Source organism: Streptomyces sp. NPDC007917 (assembly GCF_042959105.1).
In the GTDB taxonomy this organism is placed as follows: Bacteria; Actinomycetota; Actinomycetes; order Streptomycetales; family Streptomycetaceae; genus Streptomyces.
In genome coordinates, this window is sequence record NZ_JBIBKK010000003.1 from 507,781 (window position 1) to 533,010 (window position 25,230).

The 25,230-nt window shown below is 74.7% G+C and carries 10 protein-coding genes; 4 read left to right on the forward strand and 6 right to left on the reverse strand.

Translation table 11 applies throughout. The annotated features are described in order from the left end of the window. The gene (locus tag ACFZDL_RS08110; protein WP_353593548.1) at positions 1-2,394 is read left to right on the forward strand and encodes an Orn/Lys/Arg decarboxylase N-terminal domain-containing protein; all 2,394 of its coding nucleotides are present in this window, start codon (positions 1-3) and stop codon (positions 2,392-2,394) included. On the opposite strand, the gene ACFZDL_RS08115 is transcribed toward ACFZDL_RS08110, so the two are convergent. Continuing rightward, positions 2,384-3,223 carry a helix-turn-helix transcriptional regulator gene (locus tag ACFZDL_RS08115; RefSeq protein ID WP_353593547.1) on the reverse strand — a complete coding sequence of 280 codons (840 nt, stop codon included), beginning with the start codon at positions 3,221-3,223 and terminating at the stop codon, positions 2,384-2,386. The genes ACFZDL_RS08110 and ACFZDL_RS08115 overlap by 11 nt on opposite strands. Before the next feature lie 103 nt (positions 3,224-3,326). On the opposite strand from ACFZDL_RS08115, the gene ACFZDL_RS08120 reads away from it, so the two are divergent. The 3 genes from ACFZDL_RS08120 to ACFZDL_RS08130 all read left to right on the forward strand — a co-directional run bounded on the left by ACFZDL_RS08120 (position 3,327) and on the right by ACFZDL_RS08130 (position 5,526). Further along, entirely contained in the window at positions 3,327-4,034 is a 708-nt protein-coding gene (locus ACFZDL_RS08120; RefSeq protein ID WP_353593546.1) for an SDR family NAD(P)-dependent oxidoreductase, read from the forward strand. Positions 4,035-4,079: 45 nt separating this feature from the next. Beyond that, positions 4,080-4,652: a TetR/AcrR family transcriptional regulator gene (locus ACFZDL_RS08125; RefSeq protein ID WP_353593545.1), complete on the forward strand. Its 573-nt coding sequence runs from the start codon at positions 4,080-4,082 to the stop codon at positions 4,650-4,652. A 172-nt stretch (positions 4,653-4,824) separates the two neighbouring features. Beyond that, positions 4,825-5,526: an SDR family oxidoreductase gene (locus ACFZDL_RS08130; protein WP_353593544.1), complete on the forward strand. Its 702-nt coding sequence runs from the start codon at positions 4,825-4,827 to the stop codon at positions 5,524-5,526. Positions 5,527-5,584: 58 nt separating this feature from the next. Here the strand turns inward: ACFZDL_RS08130 and ACFZDL_RS08135 are convergent, their stop codons facing one another. From ACFZDL_RS08135 to ACFZDL_RS08155, 5 genes are all read right to left on the reverse strand, one after another. Further along, entirely contained in the window at positions 5,585-6,643 is a 1,059-nt protein-coding gene (locus ACFZDL_RS08135) for a hypothetical protein (RefSeq protein WP_353593543.1), read from the reverse strand. Between the two features lie 47 nt (positions 6,644-6,690). Then, a complete protein-coding gene (locus ACFZDL_RS08140) occupies positions 6,691-7,473 on the reverse strand; it encodes an alpha/beta hydrolase (protein WP_353593542.1) in 783 nt (260 codons plus the stop codon). Between the two features lie 65 nt (positions 7,474-7,538). Further along, positions 7,539-8,663, reverse strand: a complete 1,125-nt coding sequence (locus tag ACFZDL_RS08145) for an alpha/beta fold hydrolase (RefSeq protein WP_353593541.1) — start codon at positions 8,661-8,663, stop codon at positions 7,539-7,541. 50 nt (positions 8,664-8,713) lie between these two features. Continuing rightward, entirely contained in the window at positions 8,714-11,266 is a 2,553-nt protein-coding gene (locus tag ACFZDL_RS08150; RefSeq protein WP_353593540.1) for a thioester reductase domain-containing protein, read from the reverse strand. 34 nt (positions 11,267-11,300) lie between these two features. Continuing rightward, positions 11,301-25,229 carry an SDR family NAD(P)-dependent oxidoreductase gene (locus ACFZDL_RS08155; protein WP_353593539.1) on the reverse strand — a complete coding sequence of 4,643 codons (13,929 nt, stop codon included), beginning with the start codon at positions 25,227-25,229 and terminating at the stop codon, positions 11,301-11,303. Between the last annotated feature and the right edge of the window lies 1 nt (position 25,230).

The window sequence follows — 25,230 nt, forward strand, 5'->3', positions numbered from 1 at the left end:
ATGGCGGGCAACACCGTTCTGTTCGCGGTCCGGGAGCACCCGGAGGACGACACGGCCGGAGCCGAGCAGCTGCGCAGGATCCGCAAGGAGCTCGAGGGCGGCGGCTTCGCGGTGCGGTGGGCCTCCACCGGCACCGACGCCCAGACCGTGCTGCGCACCGAGGCGGCTTTGGCCGCCGCGCTGGTCGACTGGGGCCTCGACCCGCGCGGCGGCGGGTGGGGCGACGAAGCGGGCGGGGCCGTGGTGCTGCGCCACATCGGCCGGCGCTTCCAGGACCTGCCGGTCTTCCTGATCACGGCCGATGAGCACTTCGAGGACCTGCCGCTGTGGGTGTCGGAGACCGTGGTCGGCTATGTCTGGCCGGCCGAGGACACCGCCGCCTTCATCGCCGGACGGATCTCCAGCGCCGCCCGCGCCTACCGCGAGGCCCTTCTGCCGCCGTTCTTCAAGGCGCTGCGCCGCTTCGACGACACACACGAGTACTCCTGGCACACCCCCGCACACTCCGGCGGCGTCGCTTTCCTCAAGTCACCGGTGGGCCGGGCCTTCCACGACTACTTCGGGGAGCGGCTGTTCCGGAGCGATCTGTCGATCTCGGTGGAGGCGCTCGGCTCCCTGTTCGAGCACACCGGACCGATCGGCGAGGCGGAGCGGAACGCCGCCCGGGTCTTCGGCGCCGACCTCAGTTACTTCGTCCTCCACGGCGACTCCACCTGCGACCGCCTGGTCGGCCACTTCTGCGTCACCCGCGACGAGATCGCCCTGGTCGACCGCAACTGCCACAAGTCGGTGCTGCACGGTCTGGTCATCTCCGGCTCCCGGCCGGTCTATCTGATCCCCACGCGCAACGGCTACGGGCTGTCCGGGCCGCTGCCCCCGGGCGAGATCCAGGGGGAGGCCGTGGCCGCTCGTATCGCGGGAAACCCCCTGGCGCGCGGCGCGCTCTCCCCCCGGCCCCAGTACGCGGTGTTCACCAACTCCACCTACGACGGCCTGTGTTACGACGCCGTCCAGGCCGCCCGAGGGCTCGCCGCCAGCACGCCCAGGGTCCACTTCGACGAGGCGTGGTTCGCCTACGCCCGCTTCCACCCGCTCTACGCCGGGCGCTACGGCATGTCGGTCGGGCCCGACACCTTCCCCGGGCCGGACCGCCCCACCGTCTTCGCCACCCAGTCCACCCACAAGCTGCTGGCCGCGCTGTCGCAGAGCGCCATGGTGCACATCAAGCCCGCGCCGCGGGCCCCGGTGGAACACGACCGGTTCAATGAGGTGTTGATGATGCACGGCACCACCTCCCCGCTGTATCCGATGATCGCCTCCCTGGACGTCGCCACCGCGATGATGGACGGCCCACAAGGCCGCTGGCTGATCGACGAGGCGGTGACCGAGGCGATCCGCTTCCGCCAGGCGATGGTGCGGATCGGGCGCCGTATCAAGGCCGCCGGGGACCGTCCCGCCTGGTTCTTCGGGGTCTGGCAGCCGGAGACGGTGACCGATCCGGCCGGCGGGGAGCCGCTGCCGTTCGACGAGGCACCCGTCGAGCTGCTGCGCACCGAACCCTCGTGCTGGGAACTGCGGCCGGGTGCCGACTGGCACGGGTTCCCCGGGCTCGGCGAGGGCTACTGCATGCTCGATCCGCTCAAGGTGACCGTGACCTGCCCGGGCATCGACGCGGCCGGCCGGATGGCCGAGTGGGGGATCCCCGCCCGTGTCCTCACCTCGTATCTGGCCACGCGGAACGTGGTGGTGGAGAAGACGGACAGCTACACCACGCTGGTCCTGTTCTCCATGGGCATCACCAAGGGCAAGTGGGGCACCCTGCTCGACGCCCTGATGGACTTCAAGTCCCTCTACGACGAGGACGCGCCCCTCGACCGGGTGCTGCCGGAACTGGTCACCGCGTACCCCGATCGCTACGCCGGCCGGACCCTGCGCGGGCTGTGCCAGGAGATGCACGACCATCTGCGTGAGGCGAGCCTGGTCCAGCTGCTGGACACCGCCTTCCAGGAGCTGCCGGAGCCGGTCGTCCCGCCGCAGCTGTGCTACCAGCGGCTGATCCGCGGCGGCACCGAGCGGGTGCGGCTGGCCGAGGCGGCGGGGCGGGTGGCCGCGGCCATGGTGACCGTCACCCCGCCCGGTATCCCGGTGCTGATGCCCGGCGAGGGCATCGGCACCGCGAGCGGTCCGCTGCTGCGCTATCTGTCCGCGCTGGAGTCGTTCGACCGGCGCTTCCCCGGATTCCGCAGCGAGACCCACGGGGTGACCGTCGACTCCGGCACCGGCGACTATCTGATCGAGTGCCTGGCCCCGGGCGAGGAGGCCCACCGCGGCGCCCTGGACGATCCGCGCAGGCTTGCCGTCCCGGCCCCGGCCCCCGGCGAGGCTATCCGATGAGTTCCTGGGTGCCGAGGACGGTGAGCAGCGTGAGGCGTTCGGCGTCCTCGGTGCCGGGCTCGGCCGTATAAACCATGATGCGCAGTTCACTGCCGGCCACGGTGAGCACGTCGCAGTCCAGCGTCACGGGTCCGACCCGTGGATGGTCGACGGTCTTGCGCGAGGACTCGTGGCGGCCGACGGCGCCGGAGTCCCACAGCGCGGCGAACCGGCCGCTGTGCGCGCGCAGATCGGCGACCAGCCGCCCGAGCCGCTGGTCGGCCGGGTAGCGGTCGGCGGCCGCCCGCAGATCGGCGACCAGCGCGGCCTCGAACTCGCGCAGGGACTCGGGGCTGTGCCGCACCCGGCTGCCCGGGCCCAGGAAGTGGCGCCATACGGCGTTGCGCTGGTGGCCGCGCCATCCGGAGGGATCGCCCATCAGCGCCGCATACGGCGGATTGGCCAGCAGCATGGTCCCGGTGGCGTCGAGGACCACGACGGGGGTCCCGGTCAGCCTGTCCAGCAGGCGCTGGACGCTCGGGGTGATGTGCGCGGGGACCGTGTCCGGGCCCGGCGGCGCCAGCCCGGCCAGCCGGAACAGGTGTGCGCGCTCGGTCTCCGACAGCCGCAGGGCCCTGGCCAGGGCCTCGACGACCTGGATCGACGGGTTGGAGGCGCGGCCCTGTTCGAGGCGGGTGACGTAGTCGACGGAGATCCCGGCCAGCAGCGCCAACTCCTCGCGGCGCAGTCCGGGCGTCCGCCGGTGTCCGCCGGTGGGCAGCCCGGCCGCCTCGGGCGACACCCGGTCACGCCAACGGTGCACTGCCTGCCCGAATTCCGCCGTCGCCATGCACACCAGTGTGCACCGCCGGGCCGCGCCCCTGCCTGGTACCAGCAGTCCCAGGAACACGGGACGCCTGGCTGACCGCACCGCCCTGCCGCAGCCTGGGGGCATGACGACAACACTCATCACCGGAGCCAACAAGGGGCTCGGTTTCGAAACCGCCCGTCGGCTCATCGCAGCAGGTCACACCGTCTACATCGGCAGCCGGGACGCCGGGCGAGGGCGCCTGGCCGCCGAGCGGCTGGGCGCGCGGACGGTACTCATCGACGTCACCGACGACGCGTCCGTCGCGGCCGCGGCGAGGGCCATCGAGGCCGACGGCGGACTGGATGTGCTGGTCAACAACGCAGGCGTCGAAGCGCGGGAGCCGGACGGCGGGGTGGTGGGCGCCGCGGAGACGACCGCCGACGCGATGCGGTCGGTCTTCGAGACGAACGTCTTCGGCCTGGTGCGCGTGACCCATGCGTTCCTGCCGCTGCTGCGGCGGTCCGCCGCCCCGGTCGTGGTCAACGTCAGCAGCGGCCTTGCCTCGCTGAGCCGGGTCACCACCCCGGACACACCGACGTACGCCTACCCGGGCGTCGCCTATCCGGCGTCGAAGACCGCGGTCAACATGGTCACCGTGCAGTTCGCGAAGGCGTTCCCGCAGATGCGGATCAACGCGGTGGAGCCCGGCTACACCGCGACGGATCTGAACCGGCACACCGGCATCCAGACCGTCGAGGAGGGCGCGGAGATCATCGTCCGCATGGCGCAGGTGGGCCCCGACGGCCCGACCGGGGGCTTCTTCGACGCCGAAGGCACCCTGCCCTGGTAAACCGATCAGTTTTATGGTGTGGGAAACCGGACTAGCCTGTCGGGCATGACCACAGAGGCGACGAAGTCGAGCTCCCGCGACCGGCTGCTGGAGGCCGCGGCCACCCTTGCCTACCTGGACGGCGTCGGCGTCGGGGTGGAGGCGCTGTGCAAGGCGGCGGGGGTGTCCAAGCGCTCGATGTACCAGCTTTTCGAGAGCAAGGACGAACTGCTGGCGGCGAGTCTGGAGCGGCGCGCCTCCGGCTTCGCGGCGCGGTTCCTGCCCGGCGCGGACGACGCGCGTACGCCGCGCGAGCGGATTCTGCACGTCTTCGAGCAGGCGGAGGAGCAGGCGGCCGGGCCGGCCTATCGGGGCTGTCCCTTTCTGGCCGTGCAGATCGAGCTGAAGGACGTGGACCACCCCGCGAGCAGGACCGCGCGCCGGATCAAGCAGAGCCTGACGGAGTTCTTCCGGGGTGAGGCCGAGCGGGGCGGGGCGAGCGATCCTGACCTGCTCGCCCGGCAGCTGAGCCTGGTCTTCGACGGGGCGAGCGCCCGCGCCGGTATCCAGGCCGACTCCCTGGCCGGGCTGCTCCTGCCGACCGTGGTCACCCTGCTCGACGCCGCCGGTATGCGCTGACCTGCCAAGGCGCGGCTGGTGTCCGCGGCTGCGGCCGCGGCCCTGCCCGCCGACCGGTGCGTCTTCTGTTCAGTCGCTTTTTCAAACCCACCTTGCATCGGGAAACCGATCGGTTTACGGTGGCGGCGTCAGCCTGAGAAACCGATCGGTTTACCAACAGTGGGAGACAACCATGACTGCGATCAAGGACGCCGTCGTCCTCGTCACCGGCGGCAGCCGCGGCATCGGCAGGGCGCTCGTGGAGGAGGCCTACGCACGCGGCGCCGGCAAGGTCTACGCCACGGCCCGCGATCCGCGCACGGTGACCCACCCCGATGCCGTCCCGGTGGCGCTCGAGGTCACCGACCCCGCCTCCGTCGCGGCCGCCGCCGAGCGGGCCCAGGACGTCACCGTCCTGATCAACAACGCCGGCGCCTCGGTCGGCGCCTCCTTCCTCGGCTCCCCGGTCGATGACATCCGCCGCGAGTTCGAGACCAACTTCTACGGGCCGCTGCTGGTCACCCGGGCCTTCGTACCCGTCATCGAGCGCAACGGCGGCGGCCACATCCTCAACGTCCACTCCGTGCTCTCCTGGCTGGGCAACGCCGGCTCCTACAGCGCCTCCAAGGCCGCCCTGTGGTCCCAGTCCAACTCCCTGCGCCTGGACCTCCAGCCGCGCGGCATCGGGGTCACCGGACTGCACGTGGGATACGTGGACACCGACATGACGGCGCGCATCGACGCGCCCAAGTCCGACCCGGCACAGGTCGCCGCTGCCGCACTCGACGGCATCGAGACGGGGGCGTACGAGGTGCTGGCCGACGAGCTCACCCGACGCGTCAAGGCAGGGCTGGCCGGGGACCCGGCGGTGCTGTACCCGCAGCTGGCGGGGTGAGCGGCAGGCAACAAAGCGGTAGGCGACAAGGGGAACGGATGAGGCCGCGCCGCCGGGCCTACTGGATGCTCCAGCGGTGCGGATGTCCGGGATCGGCCGGGCAGGCGAAGATGTTCAGCTCACCCCAGCGGCCCACCGTCACCTTGGTCGGCGTGGCGGAGCGCAGATGCTTGGGAAGGTCCCGGTCCTCCAGCGGCATCCAGCTGCCGCTGCCGCCGTCCCACTCCGAGCTGTCGATCGTCAGCAGCAGCTCCATCGGCGTCGCGCAGGCCCGGCAGTCCATGGGGGAGGGGTCGGTCAGATGCCACGACGCGAAACCGCCGGCGCGCCAGCCGGGCGGAATGGACAGGTCGTACTGGTAGGCCGGCGGCTCGGCCTGCCGCACGCCGCCTTCCTCGGGCTCCGTTTCGGCCTCCGCCGCTTCGGCCTCCTCCTCAAGGGCCTCCTCCCAGGCGTCTATCCGGGCTTCAAGATCCTCGGGCAGCAGCCCGGCGAACGGATAGGTGACCACCTGCTCCGGGTGCAGTACGCAGGGCTCCGCCACATACCCCTCGTAGCCCACGACCTCCGGCAGCGGGGGAGCGGCCAGCACCTCACCGACCTCCCACGACCGGCGCCACAGCAGCCGCGGCGACATGCCGTACCCGGTCCTGCCGTGCCGGTCGAAGGGGCACCAGAACACCTGGAGCAGATCGCAGCCGTCCGGCCCCGCGGCCAGGTCGGGGACGTCCCGCCGGTACAGCTGGGCGACTCCGATCATCGGCAGCGGGTCGGTGTCCTCGATCCCGGCGACACGGTGTTCGCGGTAGAGCTCCTTCAGCAGCCGCCGCTCCTCCTCCGTGGGGCCCGAGGCCGGGTCGCGGGCCCACGCGGTGGCGAGCACCTGCCGCGCCCGGTGGATGTCCGCGGGACGGCGGCCACGCCCGCGCCGGTGCGGCTCGGTGCACACCGGCCACGGCTCGTCCACCGGCCACAGCAGCGGACCGCCCACCGAACTGTCCGACACCCCCGGACTGCCCGGCCGCGGATGCAGCCGGGTGGTCGTGGAGCGGTGCGCGGCCAGGTCCGGGAAGAGCGCCTCGACATCCAGCGGGCGCGGCGGTGTGGTCCTCGTCATGGACGCGACTTTAAGGGCCCGGCGGACACCACCGGCCCGGACCCCCGCTACGCGGTGCCCGAACCTCCCGCCGTGAGGAACCAGTCGACCGCCGAGCTGACCGCGGCGGGGTTCTCCACCGGCAACTCGTGCCCCGCGTCGACGATCCGCACCACCGCGTCCGGGTAGTCCTTGGCCATCCGCAGCATCTGCGACACCGGCAGCTGGATGTCGTGGTAGCCGTGCAGTAGCAGGGTGGGCGTCCGGATCTCGCCGACCCGGTCCAGCACATCGAAGGCCCGCATCGCGTCGTAGCACGTCATGACCACCTCGCGCGGCGTGGCCGCGGAGGCGCGGGCGTATGCGCGCACCTCGGCGCGCGGGTAGCCGGGGCCGAAAGCCCGCTGGATGTTGGCCGTGACGAAGACACGGAACGGCAGCAGCGTCGAGGCCGCCATCAGCAGACCGCGGCCGCGGCTGTAGACCATCCGGCTGATCGAGTTCACCAGCACCATGCGCTCGATCCGCCCCGGGTGGTCGAGCGCCAGCGTCTGGGCGATCATGCCGCCCATCGAGTGGCCGACCGGGACGAAGCGGTCCACCTCCAGCCGGTCGAGCAGGGCGCACACATCACCCGCCAGCTCCGCGATGGTGCGCGGCACGCCGTCGCTCTCGCCGTGCCCGCGCAGATCGAGCCGGATCACCCGCCGGTGCGGGGCGAAATGCGCCATCTGGTGGTCCCAGCGGTGCCGGTTGGCCGTCCAGCCGTGGATGAACACCAGCGGCACACCGTCGCGGCGACCCTCGTCGTCGAACGTCAGTCGGGCGCCACCGACTTCGAGCTGCGGCATCGGTCATGACCTCCGGGCTGTGGTGCGTGCGGTGCGGGTTGAGGGAGCTGCGAACTACGGGTCGATCACCGGCGCTTGCCCAGGAAGTCGAGGATGTGCCCGAACACATCGAGGGCCGCGCCCCGGCCGATGAACGTGTCGAGGTGACCGTAGCCGGGGACCTCGGCGTACGCCACATCCAGCTGCGGCTGCCGCGCCGCCAGGACCTCGTGGCAGAGCTTCTGGGAGTCCAGCCACAGCCCATTCTCACTGCCGGAGAGCAGCAGCACCGGGCAGTCGATACGACCGGCGTCATCCAGCGCGTTCTCCGGCAGCGCCCGGTAGCGGCCGTCCCCGTGGTGCCAGCGCACCACGCTGCGCGCCAGCTCGATCCGGCGCAGATGCGGCAGGATCCACAGCGGCGCCGGACCCAGCAGCTCCGCCAGCCGGCCGTGGGTGGTGGCCGACAGATGCTCGTGTACGAACAGCGAGGCGCCCGTGCCCCAGGCCGAGTTGTGCAGGATCTGACAGGTCGGATCCGGGCAGCTCGCCTTGCGGGAGGCCAGGGCGAACAGCGGGGTGTACCGCGACCAGAAGCCCACCGTGCGGAAGTCCACCGGGATGTGGTCGACACGGGACTTCAGCAGCTCCGCGGCCAGCGTCATCCGCAGGGACGTCCGCCCCGCCAGCTTCGGCGTCAGGAACACCCCCTGCGCCACCACCCCGGCGAGCCCGGGCACCAGACCGGCCGCCATGCTCATCGACAGCGAGAGGGCGCCGATGCAGTGGGCCACGACGAACAGCGGCCGGTCGCCGATCCGCTGCCGGACCAGCGCCACCGCCTCGGGGATGTCGTACACGGCGACGTCGTCGTAGGTGTACCGGCGGCCGGTCTCGTTGTACGGGAGCCGGCAGCTGCCCCGCCAGTCCAGCAGCCACGGTTCGTACCCCTCGTCCAGCAGAACCTCGACCAGGTTGCGGGTCTCGGGCAGCAGGAACATGTCGGAGGACGCGGTGTGGCCGTGCAGCAGCAGCACCGCGGGCCGGTGCCCCTGGCCGGGGGACGAGTCGGCCGTGACCCTGCTCAGGCCGAGCCGGGTCCCGTCCTTGGTACGGAACGGGATCTCCTCGACGCTCGCCCCGTCGAGCCGGGCGTACAGCGGCCGGAGCGCCACCGGGGTCCGCTGGGTCACCGGGGTCCGCTGGGTCACCGTGTTCCGCGGATTCCTCGGGTTCCTCGGGGCCATCGGGTTCGGCGGGGTCATCGGGCGCGCTCCGTGAGGGTCGGGTTCCGGCGAAGGTCGAGCAGGTCCGCGCCCACCCGGGCGAACGGGCCGAGCAGGCCGCGACCCACCTCCCGGCCGAACCAGGCCAGCCACGTCAGCTTGGCGATCCGCTTCTCCTGGCCGGAGAGGCGCGGATCGACCTGGATGCCGTCTATCTGGTCGCGCACATAGCTGTCGGCGGGCACGACGACCTCCCCCACCAGGCTCGCGGGCTCGCCCTCACGGCCGATCTCGACGGTCAGCGCCCGAGTCTGCCGCCACACATCGCGCCGCGCACGGGCGAACTTCCGGCCCTCCAGCCACCACCGCCGGCCGTCGGCGTCGCGCAACCGCAGCCGGTAGAGCAGCAGTTGATGGCGCAGGCCGTGGCGCAGGGGTATCCCCTCCTGCGGGCGGACCCACAGATCGCCCCGCTCCACCACGACCGGATCGGGGTGCAGCAGCCCGCAGGAGAGCTCCCCGCGGACATCGACCCGGCGCTCCCGCACCAGCTGGTACATGCTCGCGATGGACAGCGTCAGCGACAGCGTGCACCTGCTGTGCGCGGGCCCGCCGACCGGGCCCAGGCTCCCCTCGACCGTCTCGGGGAACCACAGATACGGCGGGTCCTCGCGGTCGGGCAGCCGGCCCAGGCCGTCCTTCGCCAGCCGCTCGAACGTCTTCAGCTGTGCCTGGGTGTCGTACCGGGCCGCGGCCGGCAGATCGTGCGCGGCGACGAACGCCTCGGTCCGCTCGCCGGTGGCCGCCGGCCCCTTCAGCGTCGCCTCGCACAGCTTCAGCGCCGCGGGGCTGCGCAACACCCTGGTCAGGAAGTCAAGGCCGGGGACCCGCTCGGCCTCCAGGCGTGCCAGGGTGTCGGCCCGCCACTCGTCCCAGTCCTGCACGGTCACGTTCATGCCGCCGAACCCCATGTCCCGCACCACGTCGTCCAGGGTGTTCGGGACACCGGTCAGGTTGTAGTTGTAGCCCCAGGCGTCGGGTTCGCAGATCACGGCCGTCGCCACCCGGCTCACCCAGTCCACCGGCGCGGCGTTGAGGTAGCGGAAGGCGGGCACCGTACGGAACCGGCCGAACGCCGAGATCAGTCCGCTGCTGAGGTCCTGGGCGTTGTACGCGCCCGTCCTGGTGTGCCCGCCGATGCCGCCCGGGCGCATCATGGTGACCACCAGGCCGTGGTCACGGGCGCGCCGCAGCGCGGTCTCGGCGGCCCATTTGGACTTGTCGTAGCCGGCGACGAGGCGGTCGACGCGGGCGAGCGGATCGTCCTCGCCCATGGAGACGATGCCGACCTGGTTGAAGACCGCGATCGACGAAATGTGGTGCAGCGGCTTGGGCCGCCCGGTGGCCGCCAGCTCGGCCAGCGTCAGCGGCCCGATCACATTGCTCTGCCGCAGCGACGGATAGCCGCGCAGGAAGTCCACCGCCGCCGCCACGCTGACGACGGAGTCCACCTCCTCGGCCAGCGCGTCCCAGCGGTCCTCCGGCAGGCCGAGGCGCGGCCGGCGGAGGTCGCCCGGCAGCACCGTCACCCGCCTGCGGATCTCCGAGGACCACGGCAGGGAGAAGCCGGACAGCGCGGTGCCGAGCCGCGACGTGGCCTCTTCCTCGTCGGCCGCGCGGACCAGGCAGTGGATGTGGGCGTCGCTGTACCGCAGCAGATCCAGGAGCATATGGCCGCCGAGAAAGCCGGTGGCCCCGGTCAGCAGGATGTGCTGCGGCGCGGCGGGCTCCGGAGGGCCCGTCCACGGCAGGGTGTCGGCGCGGGCGAGGTCGGCCAGGACCAGGTCCAGGTCCAGGTCCTTGTCGGCGGCGCTCGCGGGCAGGGCACGGGCCGCGGGGACGGCGCGGGCCGCGGAGACGGGGGCCGGGGTGCTGACGGGCGGGGAGGCCACGGGCGGGGTGCGCGCGGCCTGGACCCCGGTGGCCGAGAGCCGGCGTTCGGCGAGACGGCGCGGCCGGGCGTCCGCGAACACATCGTCCAGGTCGAGCTCCACACCCGACTCCCGGGCCACCGCGGCGACCAGCGCCACGGCGTCGACGGAGGTGCCCCCCGCGTCGAAGAAGTCGGTGTCGGGCCCCATCCGGCCGTCGGGCAGAAACCGGGCCGCCGCGGCGGCGATGGCCTCCGCCAGCTGGTCCACGTCGGTGTGGACGCTCGCGCCGATGTCTGCGGTCGGCTTATCTCCGGGCCCGTCGCCCGCCGTTGCCTGTGAGGGGGCCGAGGCCCCGGGCAGGGCCCGGGCCAGCAGATCGGCCACGTTGAGCCCGCCGCCGCCCCGTTCGATCGACTCGCCGGTCAGCCGCTGCCCCTCGTCCGCCGTGCCCATCCGCGTGGCCTTCTCACTCGCGGGGTCCTGCTGTTCGCTTCTCCGCTCGCGAGGCGGATCCGCGGCTTGTTCGGCATGGCGCGGCTGGTCGGCCTCGCGTGCGTCGCTCGCGGGGTTTTTCTGTTCGCTTCTCCGCTCGCGAGGCGGATCCGCGGCTTGTTCGGCATGGCGCGGCTGGTCGGCCTCGCGTGCGTCGCTCACGTAGTCCGTCCGTCCTTTCAGGCGGTCACTGCTGTCAGGACCGGAACGCCCGCAGGCGCTCCGGCGTCGTCACGACCGTCAGCCGCGTATCGTCCGGCTCGCCGCCGCCCAGCGCGGCGAGCAGCCGCCGGGCCGGTACGTTGCGCGGTGTCCGCTCCGCCGTCACACGCACCGTCGCGCACCCCAGGGTGTCGGCGCGGTCGGCCAGCCACCCCAGCAGCCGCTCCTCCACCCCGCGGCCGAGCGCCCGGCAGCTGAGCATCCAGGCCAGGACGTCGAGCCGGTCGCCCTCCTGACGGACCGCGAGCAGCCCGATCTGCCCGTAGTCGCCGAAGCGGTCGCGGGCCGCGGCCGTCCACACCTCGCCCTGCCGGCGCCAGCGCTCCAGATCGCCGCCGTCGGCCGACCGGGCGCGGAGCGTGAACTGGTTGGTGCGGCGCACGAGTTGCCCGGCGCGCTGGACATCGGGCTCGGACAGCGGCCGGATGTCGACCTCCAGGTCCAGCTGGGCGAGGAATTCCTCGAACCCGGCCCGCTCGCGCACCGCGTCACGGGCCCGCTCCTGGCGGTAGAACTCCGCGCGCAGCGAGTCCTCCGCCGTGGCCGCCACGGAAACCAGCGGCCACAGCCGGGCCAGGAAGGGCGCCAGCTCCCCGGCCGCCGGGCAGGTCACGGACAGCACTTCGGGCAGCGCGGACCGCATGGCGGCGATCTCGACCGGGTTGTCGTCGAGGAACACAAAGCTGTCGAGGCCCAGATTGAGGGTGCGCGCCGCGGCCTCCAGGCGTTCCGCCTTGCGGCCCCACGCTGCGGAGACCACGCTGAAGTGCTCGGCCCCAAGGAGGCTGTCCGGGCGGCCCAGGACGGCCCGAACCGTGGCCTCGTCGTTGTTGCTGACCAGGACCAGCAGGGCGCCGGCGGCGCGCCACTGGAGCAGCCGGCGGGCCAGCAGCGCGCGGGGGCCGCCGAGGTCCACGCCGTCCGGGCCGATCTCCCCGGCCACACCGCTCCACAGCGTCTCGTCGCCGTCCACCGCGATCACCTTCGGCGGTGTGCGGCACACGGCCCGTGCCACCTCGGCCAGGGTGAGGGCCACGGCCGCCTGGAACGGCGGGGTGAACGGCAGGTGGGCCAGCTTGTCGGTGTGGTCGTCGAACCGGTCCGTGACGGGGTGGTGCCGGGTCCAGTCGTCGTGGCGCAGCACCGCGACGCCGGGCAGCTCCGAGAGTTCGGCGGCCAACTCGCGCTCCCACCGCTCCAGACGGCCGTCGCCGTACGAGGACGGCAGGAACCCGACGACCAGCGGCTTGCGGGTCCGTTCTGACAGCGCCCGCAGCGCGGCCGGGTACTCCGTCCGCAACTCGGCGAGCAGCGCGTCGTTGACCGGCCCGAAACGCTCCAGGTCGGTCGCCCTCAGCAGCACCACGCCCAGCGCCGTCGAGGGGTCGGCGAAGACCCCGGAGGGGTCCCGCAGGCTCGCCAGGACATGGTGATACGGCGCCTCCACGACCACCACCCCGCCGCCACCGCCGTTTGACGCGGTGTCATTGAGGGCCGTCTCGCACAGCAGCGGCAGGTTGCCGAGGGCGAAGGTGGCCGCGAGGGCGAGGGAGGTGGGCCGGGCCACTGGACGGGCCGGGGCCGTGGGACGGGCCGGGGCCGTGGGGTCGTCGGCCGTTTCGGCGAGCAGTCGCAGGAACCGCGACCCGAGCGCGGCGGCGTCGGCCTCGTCCATGATGTCCAGGTTGTAGTCCAGCCGCAGCCGTCCCGAGTCCGGCGTCATGGTGACCATCAGGTCGAGGTCGGAGTATCCGGTCCCGGCCGGAAGGACCTCCAGGTGGCCCAGCCGCGCCGCCGAGGATCGTACGTAGTTGAAGTACACCTCGACCAGTGGCGCGTTCTCCCGGTGGAGCCCCTGCGCGGCGAGCGCCGACAAGGCGTCGGAGAACATGGCGCCCTTCGTCAGCACCCGGTCCAGGCGGGCGTCGGCGCGGCGCAGTACGTCCTCGACCGACTCGCCGGGCGCGGCCTGGGCCGGGACGGGCACCGGCACCCCGAAGAAGCCCACCGCGTCGTACGCGTCGACGTGGATACGGGTGTCCACCGGGACGGCGAGCACGAACCGGTCGCGCTCCCGCTCGCGGGCGAGCAGCACGGTCCAGGTGCCCAGGCAGAAGGCGGCCGGGGTGATCGCCAGTCGGCTCGCCCGGGACGACACCCGCTCCATGAGCCGGTCGGGGATCGCCAGGGTCACGCTGCCCGCCCGGAAGGAACGTACCGGGGGACGCGGCCGCGTGAGCGTCAGGTCGAGCCGGGCACTGCCGGTGAACGCCTCGCGCCACTCGGCCGCCGCGCCGTCGGGGCGGTCGGCGGGCCGCGTGCGCCGATCCTCCTGTGGGTCCTGTGCCCGGAGCAGCAGGTCGATATCGCGGTTGGAGACGGTGTCGCCCAGCGCGGTGCCGGACAGCTCGCGGTCGATCTCGGCCGCCACGAGCAGCAGCGACTGCAGATCGCTCACCGCGTGGTGCGCCCCGAACACCAGGACCTGGCCCCGGGGGCCGCCGTCGAGCAGTTCGAACCGCCACAGCGGAGCCGACGCCAGGTCGAACGGCGGCTCCAGCAACTCCCGCAGCCGCCCGTCCACCTCGGCATCCTCGTCCGCGCCGCCGTCGAACCCGGTCCAGCGCAGCAGGGGCCCGGCGGGCTCTCGTTCGACCCGCAGCCGCGGAGCTTCCCCGGCCCCGGCGAGGACCGCCGTGCGCAGCGCGGCGTGCCGCCCGGCCAGCCGCGCGAGGATGTCGGTCAGCCGCCGACGGGTGGTGGGCTCGGCGAGCCGGACCGCCAGGCCGATGGCGTGCGCGGCACCGGGGGTGCCCCGCCGGGCGCTGCGCAACAGCCGCACCACGTCACGGGTGGCGGGCCGCAGCTCGACCTCGGGCACCTCTGCCTGTGCCTCGGCCGCCGGAAGGGCGGAACCTGACCCGGCGGTGGTGTCCCGCTCTGCCAGCGCCGCGCCCAGGTCCCGCGCGAGGCCGCGGATGTCGGCCGCCGAGAACACCGCGGAGGCGGGCAGTTCGACACCGAGCTCGCGGGTGAAGGCGTTGCGCAGCCTGACGATCATCAAGGAGTCGAGCCCCAGCTCCTTGAGGGCCGTGGTGGGGGAGGCGTCCGTGACACCGAGGCCGGCCACCTCGCCGACCCTGGCCCGTACATAGGCCTCCAGCCGGTCGGTGCGCTCCCGCGCCGTCGTGGCCGTGAGCACCCGCTCGACCAGCCCGCCCGCGCCCGGCCCGGCGTCCGGGGCGGTGACCAGGCCGGACAGCAACGGCCGCGACCGCGCCGCGTCCGGGTCGAGCGCGAGCCCCGCCCAGTCCAGGGCGAGCGGCGCGAGCTGACGGCGTGCCGTGGGCAGCAGCCGCTCGAACAGCTCGCCTCCCTCCTGAGGGGAGAAGCCGACCAGACCCGACCGGCTCACCGACGCGGCCCGGGTGCCGGACCCGGCCACCAGCCCGACGCCGGTCCACGCACCCCAGTCGAGGCTGAGCGCGGGCCGGTCGGCGCGGGCGAGATGGTGTGCCCAGGCGTCCAGGAAGGCGTTCGCCGCGCAGTACGCGCCCTGCCCGGCCGAGCCGAGCAGACCCGCCGCCGACGAGAACAGCACCAGGCTCTCCGCCTCCGGCACCAGCTCCGTGAGCAGGGCCGTGCCCAGCACCTTGGGGGCGAGGACGCGCTCCACCCGCTCCTCCGTCAGATTCGGCAGCGTGGCGTCGTCGAGCACACCGGCGGTGTGGACGACGCCACTGACCGGGCCGAGTTCGCGCCGCAGCCCCTCCAGCGCGGCGGCCAGGCCCTCCCGGTCGGCGACATCCGCCCGGGCGTGGCGTACGGTGACGCCGCGCCCCCGCAGGGCCTCGAGCCAGCGCGCCGCCTCCGGGGTGGGTGCGCCCCGGCTCAGCAGCGCCAGCCGGCGCGCACCGCGCCGCACCAGGCGCTCGGCGACCACCCGGCCGAGGCCGCCGAGGCCACCGGTGATCAGGTACGTGCCGTCGGGGCGGATGCCGGCGCGCCCGGCGTCGTCCGGGCGGGTGCGTACGAGGCGCGGCACCAGGCGGCCCGCCCCGCGCAGCGCGACCAGGCGCTCGTCGTCGGCGTGGAGCAGCTGTGTCCACATGGCGTCGAGGCCGCCGTCGGCCGGGAGGTCGATCAGCGTGGTGGCCAGCTCGGGGTACTCCTGGGCCACCGCGAGGCCGAAGCCCCAGCCGAGCGCCTGCTGCGGATGTGTCACCTCCGCGCTGCCCCCGGCGGCCTGAGCGCCCCGTACGACGAGGAACAGACGCGGGGCCCGGCCGCGGGGCCGCTCGGCGAGCGCCCGTACCAGGTGCAGGGTGGTCAGACAGCACAGCCGGGCAGCCGCTTCGGCCCAGTCGGTCGCCGAGTCGACTGCCGGGGCGTCCAGGGCGGACAGCTGGACCACCCGCTCGGGCGGGCCCTCGGGGAACGCCTCGTCCAGCAGGCGCGCCAGGTGCTCCGGGTTCAGCGGATCGAGCCGGTAGCGCCCCGGCGCCTCGGCCGCGAAGGTGTCGCCCCTGCGGGCCACCACATGCGGCGCCGGGCCGAGCAGACCACTGAGCGCGGCCCCCACGCCGGACTCGTCGGACAGGATCAGCCAGCTGCCCCGGGCGGGCACCTCCCGCGCGGCGGGCCGGGGCAGCCACCGCGTCTCGAAGAGCGAGCCGTCGAGCGGGGACAGCGCGGCCGGCGCGGCCAGCCGGAATTCCTCGATGTCCACGACGAGTTGTTCCCGCTCGTCCCACAGCCGCAGATCCACGGTCACGGTGTCCCCGTCCACCGCGCGCAGCGAGCAGGTCGCCCACGCCGGCGCGGTCCGCAGCCCCGTGAACGTCAGCCGTCCCGCCCCGGCGGGTACGAAAGCCCGGCCCGCGGGGGCGGTGCCCGGCAGGGCGGCGGTCTGGAAGGCGGCGTCGAGGAGCGCGGGGTGCAGCAGATGCCCTGCGGCGGGCAGCTCGGCCAGCCGGCCGAGGGCCGCCACATCCGAGCGCCGGCCCTCCGTCAGGCGCCGGAACGCCGGGCCGTAGTCGATGCCCAGGGCGGCGAGACCCGCGTGCACATCGCCCATGTCGACGGCCTCGGCGCACCGGTCACGCAGCGCGGCGAGCCCTCCGCCAGTGGCGCCGGGCTCGGCGCCGGGCTCGGCGTCGGCGAGGACGATGTGCCCGGTGACGTGCCGTACCCACGCCGGGCGCCGCTCGTTCGGGGCGCTCGAGGCGATGGTGAAGCTCCGTACGCCGTTTTCCTCGGGCCGCAGGACCAGCTGCAGCCGTACGGGCGCCTCCGCCGCGAGGCGCAGCGGCGCCTCGAACGCGACCTCGGCCAGCCGGACCGGTCCGCCGCCGTCCTGGAGCGTCGAGGCCGCCGCGAGCGCCATCTCCAGGAACGCCGCGGCGGGCAGCCACACCTCCCCGGCGACCCGGTGGTCGGACAGATAGCCGAACCGGCCGTCCCGCAGGTCGATGTCGGTCTGGAAGAGGTGCCGGTCCGGTTCGTCGCTGGCTTCCACATGCGTGCCGGCCAGCGGCGAGGTGCCGGGCCCCGGCGGTGGCGCGGGGGCGGCCGACAGCCAGTGGCGCTCCCGGGCGAAGGCGTACGTGGGCAGGTCGACGCGGCGGCCCGCCGGGAAGAGGGCCGCCCAGTCGGGCGTGTGCCCCGCGGCGTACAGCCGCCCGAGCCGGCGCAGCAGCCCGTCCCGGCCGCCGTCGTCGCGGCGCAGCGAGCCGACGCTCACCGCCCGGGCCCCGGCCTCGGCGGCGACGGCCTCGACCGCCGGGCCCAGCGACGGATGCGGGCTCAGCTCGACGAAGTGGCGGTAGCCGTCGTCCAGCATGCGCCGCACCGTGTCGGCGAACCGGACCGGCTCCCGCAGATTCGCGTACCAGTAGTCGGCGTCCAGCCGGTCACCCGCGATGGGCTCCGCGAGCACCGTCGAGTACAGCGGGGTCCGCGCCCGTCTGCCCCGGACACCGGCCAGCGCCTCCAGCAGTTCCCCGCGCAGCGGGGCCATCAGCGGGCTGTGGGAGGCGAACGCCACAGGCAGCCGCCGCGCGGCCACCCCCTTCTCGTCGAGCCGCCGCCGCAGCTCGGCCAGCGCGTCGAGGTCGCCGGAGACGGCGGTGGACGTCCCGCTGTTGACGGCCGCCACGAACAGCCGGTCCGGGTACGGGGCGAGGAACCGCTCGGCCTCCTCGCGCGACAGCTCGACGGACAGCAGCCCGCCCGCACCCGCCAGCGGTACCACCGCGCGGGCCCGCCGGGTCACCACGGCCGCGGCGTCCTCCAGCGTGAGGGCGCCCGCGGCGTACGCCGCGGCGATCTCGCCCAGGCTGTGGCCGACGACCGCGTCGGGGACGACCCCCAGGGAGCGCCAGGCGGCGGCCAGTGCGGCGTTGACCGCGAACAGCACCGGCTGCAGGACGTCCGTCCCCTCCATGCCGGGCGCGCCCTCCTCGCCGCGCAGCACCGCGAGCACCGACCAGCCGGTGTGGCGGGCGATCGCCTCGTCGCAGCGGGACAGCTCTTCCCGGTACGCCTCCGAGCCGGCCATCAGCTCCACGCCCATGCCCGGCCACTGGCCGCCGTGCCCGGCGAAGACGAACGCCACCTTGCCCGTGGGCGCGGCCCCCGGCGCCGACCGGAACACCTCTGCCCCCGCCTCTGTCCGCGCCTCGCCCCTCGCCACCGCGTCGAGACCGGCCAGCAGCTCGCCCCGGTCGCCGGCCGGCACCGCCGCGCGCCGCTCGAAGTGGCTGCGGTGGCGGGCCAGCGTACGGGCGATGTCCGGCAGCGCGGACGCGAGTGCGTCGGGCGGGAGCTGGGCCAGGTGTCCGGCGAGCCGCGCGGCCTGGCCCCGCAGGGCGGCGTCGCCGCGCGCGGACACCACGAACAGCCGCCGTGGTGGCACCCCTTCGGCGGGTGGGGAGACCGGCGGAACCGGTGTGGGACGTGGGGCTTCCTCCACGACCACATGGGCGTTGGTGCCGCTGATGCCGAACGCGCTGACCCCCGCGCGCCGCGGCCGCGCGCCCGACGGCCAGGCCACCGGCTCCCGCAGCAGCCGCAGCCCGCTGCTGTCCCAGTCCACGTGGCGGCTGGGCCGGGCGGCGTGCAGGGTGCGCGGCAGCGTCCCGTGGCGCAGCGCGAGCACCACCTTGATCAGACCGGCGATGCCCGAAGCCGCCTGCAGATGGCCGAGGTTCGACTTGAGCGAGCCCAGGTACAGCGGGCGGCCCTGCGGACGGGAGGCGCCGAACACCTCCGACAGGGCGCCCGCCTCGATCGGGTCGCCCAGTGTGGTGCCGGTGCCGTGCGCCTCGACGTAGTCGATGTCCGCGGGCGCCAGGCCGGACAGCTCCAGGGCCCGGCGCACCACCCGCTCCTGGGCCGGGCCGTTCGGCGCCGAGAGGCCCTGGCTGCGGCCGTCCTGGTTGACCGCGGTGCCGCGCACCACCGCGAGCACGTCGTCGCCGTCGCGCCGCGCGTCGCCCAGCCGCTTGAGCACCACCATCCCCGCGCCCTCGGCCCAGACCGCGCCGTCGGCGTCATCGGAGAACGACCGGCACCGGCCGGTCGGTGACAGCCCCCGCAACCGGCTGAACTCCACGAACGTCTGCGGTGTGACCATCAGCGTCACCCCGCCGGTCAATGCCAGGTCGCATTCGCCGGAGCGCAGCGCCTGCGCGGCCAGGTGCACCGCGGCCAGCGAGGAGGAACACGCGGTGTCCACGGTCAGGGCCGGGCCGTGCAGCCCCAGGGCGTAGGCGAGCCGGCCCGAGGCCACGCTGAGCGCCGTCCCGGTGCCGACATGGCCGTCCAACTGGTCGAGCCGGGACCCGGCCAGGTAGCCGCTGCCGAACATGCCGACGTACACGCCGGTGGTGCTGCCCGCGAGCTCGGCCGGCACGATCCCGGCGCGCTCCAGCGCCTCCCATGCCGTCTCCAGCAGCAGCCGCTGCTGGGGGTCCATCGCGGCGGCCTCGCGCGGGGTGATCTCGAAGAAGCCCGCGTCGAAGGCGTCGATGTCCTGGAGGAACCCGCCCTCCCGGGCGTAGGTCCTGCCCGGGGCCTCCGGGTCGGGGTCGTACAGCGAGTCGACGTCCCAGCGGTCCGCCGGGAACGGCCCGACCGCGTCACGGCCGTCGGCCAGCAGCTCCCACAGCGCCTCGGGGCCGGCGACGCCGCCCGGCAGCCGGCAGGCCATGGAGACCACGGCCACTGGTTCGTCGGACCCGCCCCGCGCCGACGGCGCGCCGGGCGCGGGCCGGCCGGCGGGACGGTCGCCCGACGCGAACACGGTGCCCAGCAGATGGTCCGCGAGCCGGGCCGTCGTCGGATGGTCGAACAACACGGTGGCCGCCAGCCGGGAGCCGAGCCGGGCACCGAGCCGATTGCGCAGCTCGACGGCCATGAGCGAGTCCATGCCCAGCTCGCTCAGCGGCTGGTCGGGGCGGATGGCGTCCGGTGAGCGCAGCCCCAGGGCCCGGGCCGCCTCCTCGCGGATCAAGGAGCGCACCCGTTCGGCGCGCTCGGCCTCCGGGAGCCGGGCCAGCCGGGCCGCCAGGTCCGTCGGCCCGCCGCCGTCCCGGCCCGTCCGGGGAGCGGGCAGCAGCGTGCGCCACAGCGCCGCCGGGCCGCCGTCGCCCGCGAAGGTGTCACGCAGCCGCGACCGGTCCAGGGCCCAGGCGATTAGATGCGGCGAGCGGTGGGACAGCGAGAGCTCGACCAGCTCACAGGCCTGATCCGGGGGCAGGGCGCGGTAACCGGCCCGGGCCATCCGCTCCAGATCCGCGTGTTCGGCGGCGAGCCCGGACCCCGACCACGCCCCGAAGGCCACGGAGACCCCCGGCAGCCCCAACGCCCGGCGGTGATGGGCCAGTTGGTCGAGGTAGGCGTTGGCGGCCGCGTAGTTGCTCTGCCCGGCGCTGCCCACCACCCCGGCGGCCGAGGACACCAGCAGGAACAGGCCGAGCGGGGCGTCGGCGGTGAGCCGGTGGAGATGGGCCGCGCCCGCCACCTTGGGGCGCAGCACCTCCGCGAACCGCTCGGGCGTCTGCTCGGCGAGCACCCCGTCGGCCAGCAGACCCGCGCAGTGCACGACGCCGCGCAGCGGCAGCTCACGGCCGACGCCGGCGAGCACTTCGGCGAGCGCCGCCCCGTCCGCCACATCGCACGCCACCACCTCGACCTCGGCGCCGAGCGCGGACAGCTCCGCGGCGACCTCCGCGTGGCGCGGGTCCTCGGGGCCCCTCCGGGAGGTCAGCACCAGCCGGGGGACACCGCTCTTGGCCAGCCACCGGGCGATGTGCCCGCCCACCGCGCCCAGGCCACCGGTGACCAGCACCGTGCCGTCGGTGGGCACCACCGTGGCCCGGCCGCCCGGCTCCTGGTCCGACCAGCCGTCGGCCGGGGCCCGGAGGCGGTCCCCGGCGCGGGCGGGTACGAGGCGAGGCGCGAGCAACCCGCCGCCGCGGACCGCGAGTTCCGGCTCGTCGGGCGCCGCCACGGCGGCGGGCAGGGCGGGCCAGGGGCCGGGGCCGTCGAGGTCGATCAGGCGCAGTCCGAGCTCCGGGTGTTCGGTGCGCGCGCCGCGGGCCAGGCCCCACAGCGCCGACTGGGCAAGGCCCGGCACCGTGTCGCCGCCGTCGGCCGCCACCGCGCCACGGGTCACCCAGACGACCCGTGACGGCGCCCGGTCGCGCGGAAGGGCGAGGACGGCCTGCAGCTCGGCAAGGCCGGCGGCCACCAACTCCCCCGCGAGAGCCGCCGGTTCGGCCTCGGGTTCGGGGGTCGGCCAGAGCCTGATCAGCGTGTCGGCGCCGTCCGGCACCGCGTCCACCGTGTCGGCCGTACGCACGCCGGTCCCGGCCGGGCCGAGACTCCTCAGGGCCGCCGCCACCCCCTCGTCCGAAGGGTCGCCGAGCAGGGCCCAGCCATCGCCGGGCGACGGAGCGCCGCCCGGCCCGGCCTCGGCGGCCACGGCCGTCCACGCCACCTCGTACAGATGCCGGGCGCTCTCGGCGGCGCCCCGCAGATGCGCCGGGTCGGCGGCGCGCAGCCGTACGCCTTCCAGGCGCCCCGCCGGAAGGCCGTCGGGGTCCCACAGCGCCACCTCCAGCGTGATGTCCGCCCCCGTCCCGCCGGTGCGCCGCACGGACGCGATCAGGTCGGCCGCCTGGCCCGGCGGCAGTTCGCACCGGTCGACGGCGACCGGGAGCAGCACCCGGCCCGAGGTGTCGAACGCGGCGGCCACGTGCAACGCGGCGTCCAGCAGGGCCGGATGGACCGGGTACGGGTCCGCCGCGTCGCGGGCCCGCGACGGGAGCGACAGCCGGGCCAGCAGCTCACCGCCGCCCGTGCGCACCGCCGCCCGGACGCCCTGGAACGCCGGGCCGTAGGCGAGGCCCGCCTCGGCGAGACGCGCGTACGTGTCCGGGCCCCAGCACGGCTCGGCCGCCTCCGGCCACACCGGTGGCGGGCCGAGGGCGCCGGTGGCGGGCTCACCGGCCGACGCGGTGGCGTGCAGCGTCCACTCCGATGCCCCGGGCTTGCGCCCGCGCGGCCTGCTGTGCACGAACACTTCCGGCACGGCCCGCGGGTCCGGGGCCACGACCTCGACGGACACCTCCACGGTGCCGGAGGCGGGCAGCGTCAGCGGGGCGAGCAGCAGCAGATCGGCCACACCGGCAGGGCCGTCGGGGCGGGCCATGGTGAGCGCCGCCCGGCACAGCTCCGCCAGGGTGGTCCCCGAGACCACGACCTGCCCGAACACCGCGTGGTCGGGCAGCCACTCGGCCGTGGCGCGGGACCACTCGCCCCGGAACGTCCAGCGCGTCGCGTCCGGCGACTGCAACTGGACCCCGAGCAGCGGATGCCCGGCGCGGGGGAGCAGGCCCGCGGCGCCGGCCGAGGAGTCGGGCTCGGTCCAGTGCCGCCGCGGATTCCACGCGTACGTCGGCAACTCGGCCCACGGACCGTCGGCGACCAGACGCGACCAGTCGATCTCCCGCCCGTGCGCATGCAGTTCGGCCGCCGCCCGGTCCAGGGCGGCGGGCCCGTCCTCGTCGCGCCGCAGGGAACCGACGGCGACCAGGTCGCCTCCGGTGTCCTCGGCGACCGTCCGCAGGGCGGTGATCAGCGACGGATGCGGGCTGAGCTCGACGAAATACCGGTAACCGTCGGCCACCATGCGCTCCACGGTGGCGGCGAAGCGGACGGGCTCGCGCAGATTGCGGTACCAGTAGTCGGCCTCCAACTCCTCGCCGACCGGCCCGCCGGACACCGTCGAATACCACGCCACGGACGCCGGAGCGGCGACGACGCCGTCGAGTTCGGACAGGATCGCCTCGCGCACCGGCTCGACGCGCGCGCTGTGCGACGCGTAGTCGACACCGAGCCGCCGGGTGAACACCTGCTCCCGCTCCAGGCCGGCCAGCAGCGACTCCAGCGGCGCCACGTCCCCGGCCACCACCGTCGACCTGCCGCTGTTGATGGCCGCGACCGACACCTTCCCGCCCAGCTCCGCGAGGCGGGCCTCGACCTCCTCGTACGGCAGGGCCACCACGGCCATGGCTCCCGTCCCCGCCAGGCCGGTCAGCGCCCGGCTGCGCAGCGCGACCACGGCCGCCGCGTCGTGCAGACTCAAGGCCCCGGCGACGCAGGCCGCGGCGACCTCGCCCTGGCTGTGCCCGACCACCGCGTCCGGCCGCACCCCACGGGCCCGCCACACCGCCGCCAGGGACACCATGACGGCGAACAGCACCGGCTGGAGGACATCGACCCGCTCCAGCGGAGGGGCCTGCGCGTCGCCGCGCAGGACGGCCGCGACCGACCAGCCGGTGTACGGGCGCAGGGCCGCGTCACAGCGGTCGAGCTCGTCCGCGAACAGCGGGGAGCGGGCCGACAGATCACGGGCCATCCCGGCCCACTGCGCGCCCTGACCCGGGAACACGAAGGCCAGCTTCCCCGGCGGAACCGGCTCCCGCGCCCCCACCACCAGTTTCTCGTCGGGCCGGCCTGACACCAGGCCGCGCAACCCGTTCAGCAACTCGTCGCGGTGGCGCGCCAGGACCACGGCGCGCTGCTCGAAGTGCGTACGGTGATGCGCCAGCGTCGCGGCGACGGCCGACAGGGGCGGGCCCGGTTCGGCCGCCAGGGCGTCGAGGAGCCTGCCGGCCTGTCCGCGCAGCGCGGACAGGCCGCGGGCCGACAGCGGGAAGAGCGTCACTTCCCCTCGCTCACCCCCGGCCTCCTCCCGCACGGCGGCCGGCTCCAGGTCCTCTGGCGCCTCCTCGATCACCACGTGCGCGTTGGTCCCGCTGATCCCGAACGCGCTCACCCCGGCGCGGCGGACCCGCTCCCCGCGCGGCCACGCCCGCGCACGCCCTGCCACCTCCAGGCCGCCGCCCGCCCAGTCGATCTGCTCGGTCGGGTGCTCCGCGTACAGCGACGCCGGAAGCAGCTCGTGCCGCAGGGCCAGCACCGTCTTGATGACGCCGGCGATGCCCGCCGCGGCCTGCGCGTGGCCGATGTTCGACTTCACGGACCCCACGACCAGCGGCCGGTCCGCCGGTCGGCCGGGGCCGAAGACGGCGGCCAGAGCGCGGCCCTCGATGGGGTCGCCGAGCCGGGTGCCGGTGCCGTGTGCCTCCACGTGGTCCACGTCGTGCGGCTCCAGGCCCGCGGCGTCCAGGGCGGCGCGTACGACCCGCTCCTGCGCCGGGCCGCTGGGGGCGCTCAGCCCCTGGCTGCGGCCGTCCTGGTTGATCGCCGAGCCCTTGACGACCGCGAGGACCCGGTCGCCGTCCCGCCGCGCGTCGGCCAGCCGCTTGAGCAGCACCAGACCGCAGCCCTCGGCCCACACCACGCCGTCCGCGTCGTGGGAGAACGGCCGGCACCGCCCGGTGGGCGACAGCCCGCGGAGCCTGCTGAACTCGACGTGGCCGCGCGGGGTGACCATCAGCGTGACGCCGCCGGCCAGGGCGAGGTCGCACTCGCCGCCCGCCAGCGCCCGCGCGGCCAGGTGAAGGGCGACCAGGGAGGAGGAGCAGGCGGTGTCGACCGTCACGGCCGGGCCCCGCAGGTCCAGCGCGTAGGCGAGCCGGCCGGAGGCGACGCTCGTCGCCGTGCCCGTGCCGACGTGCCCGTCCAACTGGCCGAGACCGGCCGAGGCCAGATACCCGCTGTCGTACAGACCCAGGTAGACGCCGGTGGAGCTGCCACGCAGCGCCCCGGGGACCATCCCGGCCCGCTCGATCGCCTCCCAGCCGGTCTGCAGCAGCAGCCGCTGCTGGGGGTCCATCGCGGCGGCCTCGCGCGGCGCGATCCCGAAGAACGAGGCGTCGAAGCGGTCGATGCCGGTGAGGAACCCGCCGCGCAGGGTGTACGCCCTGCCGGTGGCCTCCGGGTCCGGGTCGTACAGCGCTTGGGTGTTCCAACGGCCCGCGGGGACCTCGCCGAGGGCGTCCTCGCCCGCGGCCAGGAGCCGCCACAGCCCCTCCGGGTCGTCCGCGCCGCCGGGGAAGCGGCAGGCCATCGAGATGATCGCGATGTCGTCCGCCGGGCCCGCCACCCGGGGCGCCCGGTCGGCGGACGGGGCGGAGGGGGCGGATGGGGCGGACGTGGGGCCGGGGCCGGGGCCGGAGAGCGCTTCGGCGAGGGAGGAGAGGGTGGGGTGGTCGTAGAGGAGGGACGGCTCCATCTGACGGCCGATCCGCTCGGAGAGGCCCACGGCGAGCGCCACCAGATCGCGTGACCCCAGGCCGAATTCGGCGATCGGCCGCTCGGCCTCGGCCTCGACCCGCAGCGGATCGAGCCCGGTGCGGTCGGCGACGGCCCGCACCAGCCATGCCTGGACGGCCTCGGCGGAGGTCTCGGGAAACTTCCTCGTGGCCATC